Source organism: Roseateles sp. (assembly GCF_031397715.1).
GTDB lineage: Bacteria > Pseudomonadota > Gammaproteobacteria > Burkholderiales > Burkholderiaceae_C > Paucibacter_A.
This window is the reverse complement of record NZ_JANNMI010000179.1, coordinates 1-13,127: the sequence shown is the minus strand read 5'-3', so window position 1 is coordinate 13,127 and position 13,127 is coordinate 1. Positions and strand designations below refer to the sequence as shown.

General features: G+C 64.5%; 10 protein-coding genes. 3 read left to right on the top strand and 7 right to left on the bottom strand.

Features of this window, described 5'->3' with window-relative positions; genetic code table 11:
- Nucleotides 1–1,140 (top strand): MORN repeat-containing protein (locus RMO57_RS07710; RefSeq protein ID WP_414896391.1); only part of this gene is annotated, 1,140 nt, incomplete at its 5' end.
- Between the two features lie 34 nt (nt 1,141–1,174).
- Complete coding sequence (locus tag RMO57_RS07705) at nt 1,175–2,131, top strand: succinylglutamate desuccinylase/aspartoacylase domain-containing protein (protein ID WP_310385554.1); 957 nt, start codon at nt 1,175–1,177, stop codon at nt 2,129–2,131.
- On the opposite strand, the gene metW is transcribed toward RMO57_RS07705, so the two are convergent.
- From metW to RMO57_RS07670, 7 genes are all read right to left on the bottom strand, one after another.
- The gene (gene metW / locus RMO57_RS07700; protein ID WP_310385553.1) at nt 2,128–2,709 is read right to left on the bottom strand and encodes a methionine biosynthesis protein MetW; all 582 of its coding nucleotides are present in this window, start codon (nt 2,707–2,709) and stop codon (nt 2,128–2,130) included. The genes RMO57_RS07705 and metW overlap by 4 nt on opposite strands.
- Complete coding sequence (gene metX, locus RMO57_RS07695) at nt 2,706–3,836, bottom strand: homoserine O-succinyltransferase MetX (protein WP_310385556.1); 1,131 nt, start codon at nt 3,834–3,836, stop codon at nt 2,706–2,708. The genes metW and metX overlap by 4 nt, the downstream gene beginning before the upstream one ends.
- A 50-nt stretch (nt 3,837–3,886) precedes the next feature.
- Nucleotides 3,887–5,737, bottom strand: coding sequence for a signal peptide peptidase SppA (gene sppA, locus RMO57_RS07690; protein WP_310385551.1), 1,851 nt, complete (start codon nt 5,735–5,737; stop codon nt 3,887–3,889).
- Nucleotides 5,738–5,778: 41 nt separating this feature from the next.
- Nucleotides 5,779–6,408 carry a glutathione S-transferase gene (locus RMO57_RS07685; RefSeq protein WP_310385550.1) on the bottom strand — a complete coding sequence of 210 codons (630 nt, stop codon included), beginning with the start codon at nt 6,406–6,408 and terminating at the stop codon, nt 5,779–5,781.
- An 18-nt stretch (nt 6,409–6,426) separates the two neighbouring features.
- Nucleotides 6,427–7,056, bottom strand: coding sequence for a glutathione S-transferase C-terminal domain-containing protein (locus tag RMO57_RS07680; protein WP_310385549.1), 630 nt, complete (start codon nt 7,054–7,056; stop codon nt 6,427–6,429).
- Nucleotides 7,057–7,201: 145 nt separating this feature from the next.
- Nucleotides 7,202–7,801: a CHRD domain-containing protein gene (locus RMO57_RS07675; protein WP_310385547.1), complete on the bottom strand. Its 600-nt coding sequence runs from the start codon at nt 7,799–7,801 to the stop codon at nt 7,202–7,204.
- 234 nt (nt 7,802–8,035) lie between these two features.
- Nucleotides 8,036–11,506 (bottom strand): alpha-1,6-glucosidase domain-containing protein, encoded by a 3,471-nt coding sequence (locus RMO57_RS07670; protein ID WP_310385544.1) that lies wholly within the window; start codon nt 11,504–11,506, stop codon nt 8,036–8,038.
- A gap of 461 nt (nt 11,507–11,967) precedes the next feature.
- Between RMO57_RS07670 and purB the strand changes: the two genes are divergently transcribed.
- Nucleotides 11,968–13,127: adenylosuccinate lyase (gene purB, locus RMO57_RS07665; RefSeq protein WP_310385542.1), on the top strand; the 1,160-nt coding region annotated here is incomplete at its 3' end.

Sequence of the window (13,127 nt, the reverse complement as noted above, 5' to 3'; positions counted from 1 at the left end):
CGCGAGCAGGCCGAGATCGACGCCCACAACTCGGAACATTGCGCGCCGCTGTTCGAGCGTGCCCGCGAGTACACGCAGAAATTCCGCGCTGCCGCCGCGGGCTTGACCCTGGGCGATCGGCAGCAACAGTCACAGACCTCGGAGACCCTTTGGCGCAAGGCCGCCGGTGCTTGCAAAGGCGCCGCGCTGGAACTGGCCGGCAACAATGCACAGGCGGTGGCGCGCGAGCGCGGCACGCCCTGGGTGGCCACGCAGCCGCTAGAGGCCAAGCCCGTTGTCAGCCCGCCGGCCCCTGTCGCGGTGCTGGTTGCCGCCGCCGTTGCGGCGCCGACCCTCAGCCCTGCGGCCCCAGCCGGCAAAGTTGTCGCGGCGGTGCCCACCGCCGCGCCGAGCCCGGCCGCACCTGCCAACCCGCAGGAGCTGGATGTGCTGACCGGCGACACCCGCTACATAGGCCAGTTCACGCGCGAAGAGGGTCAGGTCGTGAGCGGCAGGGGCCGGGTCGAGTGGGCCAATGGCGATGTCTATATTGGCGACCTGCTGCGCAGCATTCGCCAAGGCAAGGGCGAGTTCATCTGGGCCAATGGGCAACGCTACAACGGTGACTGGGTGCAGAACAAAGCGACCGGCGTCGGCAAGCTGGTGTTCACCAATGGCAATCAATTCGAGGGCACGGTCATCGACGGCACGCCCGCGGGCGAGGGTCAGTTGATCTATGCCAGCGGCGACAGCTACAAAGGCCAGATCAGCCAAGGGCTGCCGCATGGCCGCGGCGCCTACCGCTGGGCCAATGGCCAACAGTTCGACGGCGACTGGGTACGCGCCGTGCCGCAGGGCCGCGGTGTGCTGCGCTTTGCCAATGGCAACCGCTACGAGGGCGCGGTCGTGGCCGGGCAACCGCAGGGCCAGGGCGTGCTGCAGCTGAGCTCGGGGGAGCGCTATGAGGGCGCCTTTCACCAGGGCGAACCGCAGGGCCAGGGCAGCTACAGCTGGAAGACAGGCGAGCGCTATGTCGGCGCCTGGGTCGCCGGCCGCAAGCATGGCACCGGCGTTTTTCATTGGCCCAACGGTGACCGCTGGGAAGGCGAGTTCAAGGAGGATGAACGCACCCAGTTGGGCGTGTTCTTTGAGAAGGAATGACGATAGTGACGGCCGCCGGCCAAGGAATCTGCCCATGACCCCCAGCATCGAACTGAAAGCCCCCGGCATCGGACCTTACCGCATCAGCGCCAGCGGGGTCGACCATGTGCATGTCTTCGACTCCGGCCGGCCCGGCCCGGTCGTGATGGTGCAGGCGTTGACGCATGGCAATGAGTTGTGCGGCGCGATCGCGCTGGACTGGCTGTTCAAACAAGGGCTGGGCCGCACCCTGCGGCCCTTGCACGGGGAGCTGATCATCAGCTTTGCCAATGTCGAGGCTTATTCGCGCTTCGATGCTGCCGACCCGAACGCCTCGCGCTGCGTGGACGAAGACCTCAACCGCGTTTGGCATGACAGCGTCTTGTTCGGCGCCGGGGACTCCTTGGAGCTGCGCCGGGCGCGCCAGCTGCAACCCTTTGTTGACCGCGCCGACTTTCTATTCGATATCCACTCGATGCAAGACGCCTGCCGCCCGTTGATGGTCTGCGGCATGCTGGACAAGGGCGCCGCGTTTGCACGCGAGCTGGGCATGCCAGGTGACCTGCTGATAGACACCGGCCACCCCTCGGGCCTGCGCATGCGCGACCGCGGCGGCTTCGGCGACGCGGCCAGCCCCAAGAACGCCTTGCTGATCGAATGCGGTCAGCATTGGGAACAAAGCTCGGCCGATGTGGCCATCGACGGCCTGATCCGCTTTCTCAAGCTGGCCGGAATGGTCGATGCGGCCTGGGCCGCTGCCCGGCTGCGCCTGCCGCTGCCGGCCACGCAGCGCCTGATCCGGGTCGACCGCGCCGTCACCGCGCTCAGCGCCGACTTCCAATTTCTGCAACCGGTGCGCGGCCTGGACGTGATCGCGAAGGCCGGCACGGCCTTCGCGCAGGACGGCGATACCGTCTTCCTAACAAGTTACGACGACACCGTGTTGGTGATGCCCAGCCTCAAGCATGGCAAGCCAGGCAATACGATGGTGCGGCTGGGGCGTTTTGATTAGCCGCGGTCGAACTTGAACACCGCCATGCTGGCCAGCAGATTCGGCAAGCTGCGCACCACTTGGCGGTCCTGGATGCCGAAGCTGTCCAGAATGCGCAGGCGGTTCTTGCGCGCCAGCACCTCGAAGTCGGCGAAGGTGCCGACCCGGATGTTGGGCGTGTTGTACCACTCGTAAGGCAGCACGCGCGTCACCGGCATGCGCCCTAACGCCACTTGCAAGCGGTTCGGCCAGTGGGCGAAATTGGGGAAGCTGACGATGCCGATGCGGCCGACACGCGCGGTCTCGCGCAGCATCGCCTCGGTATTGCGCAGATGCTGCAAGGTCTCCAACTGCAAGACCACATCGAAGCTTTGGTCCTCGAAGATCGTCAAACCGTCTTCCAGATTGAGCTGGATCACATTGACGCCGCGCTGTGCGCAGGCGAGCAAATTCGCGTCATCCAGCTCGACACCGTAGCCGGTGCAGCCGCGATGCTTTTGCAAATAGGCCAGCAGCTCGCCGGTGCCACAGCCCAAGTCCAAGACGCGCGAGCCGACCGGCACCAGGGCGGCAATTTGTTCGATCACGCCGGCGCTCATGCGACCTCTCCTGCAATACGAGTGAAGTAGGCGCGCAAGACGCCGTGATAGCGCGGGTCCTCCAGCAAGAAGGCGTCGTGCCCATGCGGGGCGTCGATTTCCGCGTAAGACACATCAAGCTTGTTGTCCAGCAAGGCTTTGACGATCTCGCGCGAGCGGGCCGGCGAAAAGCGCCAATCGGTCGTGAAGCTGACCAGCAAGAACTTGGCCACCGCACTGGCAAAAGCGCGACTCAGGTCGCCGCCAAACTCGCGCGCCGGGTCAAAGTAATCCAATGCTCGCGTAATCAGCAGAAAGGTGTTGGCGTCGAAGTAGTCGCTGAACTTGTCGCCCTGGTGGCGCAAATAGCTCTCGATTTGGAACTCGATGTCCTGGGTGGTGTAGCCCAGCTCGGCCGCTCGCATCTCACGGCCGAACTTCTGCTCCATCGCGTCGTCCGACAGATAGGTGATGTGGCCGATCATGCGTGCCACGCGCAGGCCGCGCTTCGGGATGGCGTTATGTTCAGCGTAATGACCGCCATGAAAATCGGGGTCGGTGATGATGGCGCGGCGCGCCACCTCGTTGAAGGCGATGTTTTGCGCCGACAGCGCCGGTGCGGTCGCAATCGCGATGCAGTGGCGCAGCCGCTCGGGGTAACGCAAGCCCCAGTCCAGCGCCTGCATGCCGCCCAGTGAGCCGCCCAGCACCGCCGCCAGCTGCGTGATGCCTAACTCGTCAAGCACACGGGCCTGGGCATCGACCCAATCCTGCACGGTGACGACGGGGAAGTCGGCGCCGTAAACCTTGTTTGTCGCCGGGTTGACGTCGCGCGGGCCGGTCGAGCCGAAGCAAGAGCCCAGGTTGTTGATGCCGATAACGAAGAACTTGCTCGTATCCAGCGGTTTGCCGGGGCCGATCAGGTTGTCCCACCAGCCTTCGCTTTTGTCTTGGCCCGCATAGGTACCGGCAACATGGTGGCTGGCGTTCAGCGCGTGGCAAACCAGCACCGCGTTGCTGCGCGCAGCGTTCAGCTGCCCGTAGGTCTCATAGACCATCTCGTAGTTGCACAGCTCAAGCCCGCTGCGCAGGCGAAGAGGCTGAGCAAAAGCCATGCGCTGAGGGCTGACGTCGCCCAAATTCCCCATATGCGGCATCAACTAAACCTCCAGAGAAAAAACCACGCGCAGCGCCAGCCTCAAGGTGCCGTACACAAGCAATGCACGACCGCCCCAAACGGCTTGCGGCTGTTGCTGACCTCGGCAACGAAGGCCAACTCGGCGCGCGCTTCTTGCAAGGCCGGCGGCAGGCTCAAGCCCAGCTCGGCGCGAAGGGCGGCGGCGATGGACGGCGCCAACACCTCCTCCAAACTACTCAACAGGCGCTCCCAGCGGCCCATCTCGCCTTCGACATAACTCACCCGCGCATCGGTGCCCAGCTTGGCTTTGGCGGCGGCCGATTTGATCGCATCGTCCAAGCTGCCCAGGCGGTCCACCAGGCCGCGCTCCAAGGCCTGGGCGCCGGTCCAGACGCGCCCCTGCGCAACGGCGTCCAGCTCGGCCACGGTCTTTTTGCGTGCGGCGGCGGCCTTGCCGGTGAACTCGGCATAGATGTGGTTGAAGCCGGACTGCACGACCGAGGCCAGGCGGGGGTCAAGTGGGCGGCGCGGGTCGTAGCCACCGGCCAGCCAGGTGGTGGTGTGGCCGCCGGTGTGGATGGACAGCTTGTCCAGCAGCTTGTCGCCGGTCGGCAGCATGCCGAAGACGCCGATTGAGCCGGTGATGGTGCCGGCCTCGGCGATCACTTCGTCGGACGCCATCGAGATCCAGTAGCCGCCCGAGGCCGCCACATCGCCCATCGACACCACCACCGGCTTGCCGGCTTTGCGCGTCAGCTCCAGCTCGCGGCGGATGATTTCCGACGCAAAGGCGCTGCCGCCGGGCGAATTGACCCGCAGCACCAGCGACTTGATGTTCTCGTCCTCGCGCGCCTGGCGAATCAGTCGGGCGGTCGAATCGCCGCCGATGCGGCCCGGGCCGGCCGAGCCGTCGGTGATTTCGCCCTCGGCCACCACGATGCCAACCGCCGGGCCATGCGGCAAGATCGGTTTTACATGCACTTGGTACTCGGCAAAGCTGACGCGCCGGTAGCTATTGCCCTTCTCGTCCTTGGCGCCGCGCGCGATCAACAAGTCGCGCACCTCGTCACGGGTCTTGATGCCGTCGATCAGCTTGGCTTGTAGCGCCAACTTGGCCGCGTCGCCGCCGACGGCGGCCAGGGCTTCGGGCAGCTGCTCGATACCGGCGGCCACCGCGCCCTTGGGCAGCTTGCGCGCCGACTCGATCGCGTCGGTATAGCCCGCCCACAACTCGCCCAGCAAATAACTCTCTGCTTCCAGGGACGCCGGCGACGGCGCATTGGCGAAGAAGGGTTCGGCAAAGCTCTTGAAAGTGCCCACGCGCAGCACATTGGCCGACACGCCCAGGCGGTCCAGCGCGTCTTTATAGTAGTTGCGATAGCGCCCGAAGCCCTCAATCCTCACCGTCCCCAGCGGGTTCAGGTACACCTCATTGGCCTGCGCGGCCAAAAAGTAGCCGCGCTGATCAAATTGGTCCCCATAAGCAATGATCTTCTTGCCACCGGCCTTGAAGCGATTCAGCGCTGCCGCCACCTCGTGCAGCCCGGCCATGCCGGCGCCGTCAAACTCATCGAGTTGCAGCAACACGGTGCTGATCTTGGGGTCCTTGGCGGCGGCGTCCAGCGTCGCCAGCACATCACGCAGCCGCGTCTGCCGCTGCGCATTGCCCTTCAGCTGCGCCATCACCTGCTCACGGGCGGAACCTGAGAACTGCTCCACCAAGCCGCCGCGCAAATCCAGCACCAGGGTGGTCTTGTCCTTCAGCGGCGCGGGGCCGCGCGAAACCAGGCCGCTCACCAGCGCCACCAGCAGCGCCAGCAGCAAGAGGTTCAGCAAGAAACGCCGGCTCGCGTCCAGCGCCGCCCAAAATTTGCGGATCACCCACCACAGGCCAAAAAACACGCTTTTCACGCCCATATTTTTGCCACTCGCGTGGGCTCCTTATTGATTGATCAGTTTGTGCGTGGCGATTGTGCAGCAAGGGCCGGCTTGACCATGACGGCGACGAACAAATCGCTCGCCACCCAGCCCCGCAACCAGCCCCGCAGCGCCGGGTAAGGTGCCGCCTCGAACCAAGCCGCATCAACGCCGGCAAACTGGCGGATGAAGGGCAGCAAGGCCAAATCAAGCCAGCTTGGGCTTGCCCCCAACAAATAGGGCTGCCGCGCCAAGCGCTGCTCTAACGGCAACAGCAGCAAGGCTTCAGCCTCGGCGCGCCAGGCCGGCTGCGTCTGCTGTGGGTGGCGCTCGGGGTACTTGTAGCGGTCCAGCAATTGCTTGAACGGGCCATCATTGAGCGCCAGCCAAGACTGCGATTCGGCGTCCAGCTCCGGCCGGCGCCAGCCCTGCGGGTCGGCCTGCGCCAAGGCCCAGAACATGATGTCCACGCTTTGCTCCAGCACCTCGCCACTCGGCAGCAGCAATACCGGCACCGTGCCCTTGGGCGACAAGCACAACAGCTCCGGAGGCTTGGCGCGCATGGAAACTTCGTGGGTGCTTAGCTCGACGCCGGCGTAATGCAAAGCCAGCCGGGCCCGCATCGCATAGGGGCAGCGGCGAAAAGAATATAGCAGCGGCAGCATCAAGGCTGCGCTTAGTCTTCAGGCCACCGGCGGGGCGGTATCGATGAAGCTCTGCCGCGCGTTGAGCTTCTCGTAATGGCGGGCCAGATTCGGGTTGCCGCCCCGCCAGTCGATCGCGGGGAAGCGGAAGTCCAGATAACCCAGCGCGCAGCCCACCGCGATATCGGCCAGCGAGAAGTGATTGCCCCAGCACCAGGCCTTGTCGCCCAGGCCTTGATTCATGGCGTTGCAGCCGGCCAAGACCTTGTCGGTTTGACGCTGCATCCAGGCTTCGCAGCGCTGCTCGGGCGTGCGGCCGGCAAACTTGTTCTCCAGCAGCACCAGCACGGCGGCGTCCATCACGCCGTCGGCCAGCGCCTCCCAGGTCTTCACCTCGGTGCGCTCGCGGCCGCGCTCTGGGATCAGCTTGCCGACCGGCGACAGCGTGTCCACATATTCCACAATCACGCGTGAGTCGAACACGGCGCCGGTGATCGAGTCTTGCCCTTCCATCACCAGGCAAGGCACTTTACCCAGCGGGTTCATTTTCAGAATGGCATCGCTGTTCCAGACATCCTCCAGCACCAACTGGTAGTCGAGCTTTTTTTCGACCATCACGATGCGCACCTTGCGGACGAAAGGGCTGGTAAGGGAACCGATGAGTTTCATTTTGCTTTGCTGCCTGATTCTGGTTGACTTCATTCTAGCCACGCCGATGTTGCGCGCCAGCCTGTACAAGTGCGGCTTTCTGGTGCAGGAAGCATAGGGTTAAAAAAACCCGCACTAGGCGGGTTCGGTTGAGCTGAAGCGCGTTTTACCGGCTGCGACGGCGTCGCGCGATGAAACCCACCGCGCCCAAACCGGCCAGCAGCAAGGCGTAAGTCGACGGCTCAGGCACCACCGACACCAGCAGCAGTTGACCGCGTACCGCCCCCATAGGGTCGGCGACGGTATGAACGTTGAGGTAAGCCAAGCCGTTCAGCAGCGCATCCTTCATGCTCCCCGCGCCGAAGGTCAACGGCGGCGCGACACCAATGCCGCCCACCAGCAAGGTGCTGCCCGAATTGAAAGACGCAAATGGCGCCGCATCCAAACTGACCCGCACTGGGCCGTTGACGCCCGCCGCAGCTGGCCCATGGATATGAAACGCGCTGGCCGCCGTGCCCGCCATCAAGCCGCCACTGAGGCCGAAGACGGCCATCGAGAAGTCGTACTTGTCGTCGGCCAAGGACATGGTGCCCATATCGTCGTACGACAGGGTGCCAACGCCGGTGGCCGTTGAGCCCGAAGCAATCACTTCCTGAGCGGCGTTGAGCGTTGCATTGAACTGATAGACCGTTGCCTGCGCGGCCAGCGGCAGCGCCGACAAAGCGGCCAGCGCCATCAAAGGCTTGAGGATTGAACGAGTTTTCATCTGGAGACTCCAAGGAGGGAGGGACATACAAAGTCGAACGATATCGACCTCGGCAGCTTGTACCAAGCATTTGCTCGCGCAACCACCCCAAGTTCAAGGGGGCAGGGTTTTCACCTCGGAGCTTGATTCAAGTGGCCGGCCGCTTGCCCTACATATTTAAGGCCTGACCCTCCTTGTCGATCGGCCAACTCCCTGCCGCTCTCATTCACGCCGGCGGCGCACAGCCGTCGCACCTCAGCCGCCGCGCCTGGCCTTTGTTGTGGCCTGCGGCACCACAAACACCACCGCCGTGCGTGCCGGCAGCGTGAACTGCCCCGTGCCGGCCTCGTACTTGGCCTGCGCAGCGCGCTGGTCGGCCGCAGCGGCCAAGCGGTGCACCGGATGCAGCTCGAAGGCGCGGCCGGCCAGCGCCGCAATGCTGAGCTGCTTGTCGGCCTTGTCCACATTGATCAGATAGACCAGCTCCTGGAAGTTGGCTCCGGCATAGCCCGCGCCGTTCAAGTGGCCGACCAGCACGGTTGCTTCCTGCGCGCTGCCGGTGTTGTGGAACGTTAGGCGCGCCTTGATGTCGTCGGCACTCTTCAGCCGCAGCAGCGTCGTGCTCTTGCGAATGGCCAAAAGGTCACGGAAGGCATCGCGGGTCCAGGCGATGTCGCTAGGCGTGGGCTTGATCAAGGGGTTGGCCAACAGCGGCTTGACCAGCGGCCAGTTGTCGGCGTTGTCGCGCGCCGGCGGCAGGCCGACACCGAAGTTATTGTCCAAGTAGGTCCAATCCAGCTTGTTGAACCAGTCGCCCGAGTCATAACTGTTTCTGTCCATGGACTTGCTGCGCAGCGTATCGATGCCGGCATGAAAGTAGGCAATGCCCTGGCTGAAGCTGGTGATGGCCGCACCGAGGATCTGCACGCGGGCGCGGTCTTCTCGGCTGGTGGCGGTCGGCAGCTTGAAGACGTTGTTGTCGAACAGGCTGGTGTTGTCGTGGTTCTCCACATAGTTGACCACCTCGGACGGCTCCAGCACGAAGCCCGCGGGCAGGCCGCCGGCATTGATTTCCTCCAGGCGCAAATTCGCATCCCAGCTGGTCTGCAGCTTGAAGCTGCGGATCGACCCGGCCAGGCCGGCCTTGATCAGATCGCCCTGCCACATCAGATCGCCGCGCGTCTTGCCGCCGCCAAAACCGTTGGCGTCGTAGAACAAGCCGTTGATATAGCCCTGGTTGGCAAACTGGTTGTTGCCGGAATCAAACGAGCTGCCGCCGCGCACCGCGTCGCGGATGAAGGGGTTGAAACTGCCGATGCCGGAGCCATTCAAGCTCATCATGTCGGCCTGCACAAAGCGCGCGCCGTTGGCCACTTCGCCGAAGTTCCAGCCCTCACCCAAGATTTGCACCTCGCGGCCGGCGGCGGCATTGACGCGGGCCTTCAGCTCCTCCATCACCGAGCGCGGATGGTGGCCCATGATGTCAAAGCGCAGCGAGCTGATACGGTAGTCGCGCGTCCAGGTGATGGCCGAATCGAACATCAGCTTGGCCATCATGCGGTTCTCGGCGGCGGTGTTCTCGCAGCAGGTCGAGCGCTCGATGCCGCCCACCGCATTGAGCCGGTGGTAGTAGCCGGGCACCACCTTGTCCAGCACCGAGGCGGCGTTCTGGCCCGAAGCGCTGGTGTGGTTGTAGACCATGTCCATGCCGACGCGCAGGCCGGCCGCATTGAGCGCCTGCACCATGCGGCGGAACTCCAACACGCGGGCGGCCGGCTTGGCCGCCGAGCTGGCATAGCTGCCGTCGGGCGTGCTGAAGTGATGCGGGTCATAGCCCCAGTTGAAACAGTCGGTGCTCGCCGTGGCGGCCACCGCCGCCTGCTGCGACTCAGCGTCCGGTGCGCCGGCGGGGCTGGGCGTTACGCAACTCTTTTCATTCACGCTGGCAATATCAAACACCGGCAGCAGATGTACATCGGTCAGGCCGCTTTGCGCCAACGCGCTCAAGTGCTGCATGCCCTTGGAGCCGGCCTCGGTGAAGGCCAGATACTTGCCGCGCTTGTCCGCCGGCACGCTGGCGTCGTTGATCGAGAAGTCCCGCACATGCAGCTCGTAGATGCTCATATCGGCGCTGCTGGCCACATGGTTCGGCGGCGCGCCGGCGTCCCAGCCGGGCGGCTTCAGTGCGGCGGACTGCAAATCAGTCACCACGCTTTGCTGGCCGCCCATGGTCAGGCCCAGCGAGTAGGGGTCGGTCACGGCGTTGCGTAGCAGGCCGACCCCGCGCACAAACACCTGCACCGCATAACGATAGGTCTGACCGGAACGGTCACCGGTCAGCGCCAGACTCCAGCTGCCTGTCGCCGGGTCCAGCTGCATCGGCAGGGTCTGGCTGCGGGCCAGCGTCGGGTTGGCGCCTGGGTCGCCGGCAATGACCAAGGATACCGCCTGCGCCGTCGGCGCCCACAGCTTGAAGCTGGTGCGGCCCTGTGCCACCACGGCGCCGAAATTACTTTCATTGGCGGCCGCCGCATACAGCTCGTCGAGCGCGCCGGCGACCTGCGCGGTGCTGGCGTTCTGCGCCAAGCCGGCGGCGTTCTCCTGCACCAGCACCATCTGTTGTGTATGCAAAAACGGCAGCCGCGCCAGGTCGGCGTCGCGGACCTTGAAGACCGCGCCGGCGGCCACGTATTTGAAGCGCAGCGCGGCGTCTGCCGGCACCACGCCGTCAAAGGCGTCGAGCGTGATGAAACCGTCGGCGCCCTGCGTTAGCGCGTCGCGCTGCACGACGATCTGGCCTTTGGCCGAGTAGTACAGACGCACCACGCCATCGGTCGTTACGCGCGGCCATTGCACGAGACTCTGGTTCAGCCAAACCGCGCGTGCGTCGGTGCTGGAGACCGAGCGCAGATCGGGCGGGCCTTGGTAGACCGTGGCGTCTTGCTGCACCAGCCAGATCTCGCCGACCTGGTTTTGGATCTTCAGCGCGGCGTAGTCGACGCGAATATTGTTGTCGCGCCCGTCCTTGTCGCCCTGATTTGGCGCCATGCCGTGGATGATGAATTCCAGGGCCGTCTGGCCGCCACCCAACTTCGGATTGAGCACCGGGATGTCGAACACCACCTCACCGGCGCCAGCCGTGTAGCCGGGCATCGCGCTGAGGGCGACCGGGTTGCCCCATTGGTCAATCGCCAGGCCGGCGGGCAAGCCCGCCACGTCCAGGCCGCTGCCGTTCCACAGATGCAGGCCCCAATTCGAGTAGGCGCTGTCGAAGCGTTTGTAGTGCACCCGCACCGTCTTGATGTCCGGCACCGGCAGGCCCAGCGGGTTGCTGGCGTAGGTCGTCGAGTCGCCCTCCAGCCGCCAGATCTCGTTCGCGCCGGGCTGCAAGGTGTAGCTCTGGTCGGCCCCGCCCCAATCCTTCCAGTCACCGTTGTGCATCAGGTAGCCGACCACGTCGGTTTCTGCGGCCAGCGGCACGTCATAGACCGCGCCGAACTCATCGCTGCCGGTCGCGTTCCAGCCGGCGTTCCAATTCGGGCTCTGCGCCGCACCCCAGCTGTGCAACTGCCAGCCGCTGGTGTCGCCATTGGCGCGGCGGTAGTGCACGCGCAAGGTGGAGGTGGTTGACACTGCGGCGGTGGCTTTGCGGCGACTGTCCGACACGGGCACCGGCAAGGCGGCCAGCAGTGTTGTGTCGGCATCCAATGCCTGTGCCGTCGCCATGCCAGCCGCCGCCATCGCCTGCGCTTGCGGCTCAGAGTTGGCTCCCCCCCCACAAGCCGTCAACTGCCCAAGACCGCAGGCGAGGGCCAGCCCCACGGCCCACGCGCCCATCACTCGCCGCGCTTCGCGCAGCCTCTGCAAACATGCTTGAGTCGTCATATGCGTCCTTTGAAAAAGACCAGCTAGGCCGACCCGGGATGGAGCTAAGCCTGAATTTAGCGCGATGCTAATGAAGTAAAACTACATTTGATAGATGGTGTTTTCCCGACATATTCAACGAATTTTTGGATACTTTTAGATAAATGTAATCAAAGTACATGTTCTTTTCGGCAATTTGGCTCCACGGGCTGGGGCCAAGCGAGCTCAAGAGCCGGCCGGCAAGATCGCAGCCGACCCTGCCGGATAAAATCCAAGGCCTGCACTTTTGCTTCGCCAACGCGGCCGCTTGGTCGCCCTTTGCCATGAACCCATCCGCCTTCTCCTCGATCAGCGCCCTCTCGCCGCTGGACGGCCGCTACGCCTCGCGCGTGGCGGCACTGCGCCCCCTGCTGTCCGAGTTCGGTCTGATGCACCGGCGTGTGCAGGTCGAGGTGGAGTGGTTCATCGCCTTGTCGGACGCCGGCTTTGCCGAATTCAAGCCCTTGACCGGCGCCGCCCGCGGCCTTTTACGCGGTCTGGTGACGCGCTTCTCGGAAGCCGACGCGCAGGCGATCAAGGACATCGAGAAAACCACCAACCATGATGTCAAGGCGGTCGAGTACTGGCTCAAATCGCGTTTTGAGAACAGCCCCGAGCTGAGGGCAGCCGGCGAGTTTGTGCACTTCGCCTGCACCAGCGAAGACATCAACAACACCAGCCACGGCCTGATGCTGAAGGCCGCACGCGCCGATGTGCTGCTGCCCACCATCGACCGCATCACCACCAAGCTAACGGCCATGGCCCACGCCATGGCGGCCACGCCGATGCTGGCCCGCACGCATGGCCAGACCGCCAGCCCGACGACGATTGGCAAGGAAGTTGCCAACGTCGTGGCGCGCCTGCGCAATGCGCGTGCCCGCATCGCCGACGTGCAATTGCTGGCCAAGATGAACGGCGCCGTCGGCAACTACAACGCCCACCTGAGCGCCTGGCCCGAGTTCGACTGGGAAGCCTTCAGCCGCAACGTGATCGAGCAACCCGAGCCGCTCGGCCTGGGCCTGACCTTCCAGCCCTACAGCATCCAGATCGAGCCGCACGATTACATGGCCGAGCTGTTCGACGCGGTGGCCCGGGCCAACACCATCCTGATCGACTGGTCGCGCGACATCTGGGGCTACATCGGCCTGGGCTATTTCAAGCAGCGGCTGCAGGGCGGCGAGGTCGGCTCCTCGACCATGCCGCACAAGGTCAACCCGATCGATTTCGAGAACGCCGAGGGCAACTTCGGCCTGGCCAACGCGTTGCTCACGCACATGAGCCAGAAGCTGCCCATCAGCCGCTGGCAACGCGACCTGAGCGACTCCACCGTGCTGCGCAACATGGGTGTGGCGATGGGCTACACCCTGCTCGGCTGGGATTCGCTGCAACGGGGCATGGACAAGCTCGAGCTCAACCGAGCGACGCTGCAAGCCGACCTCGACAG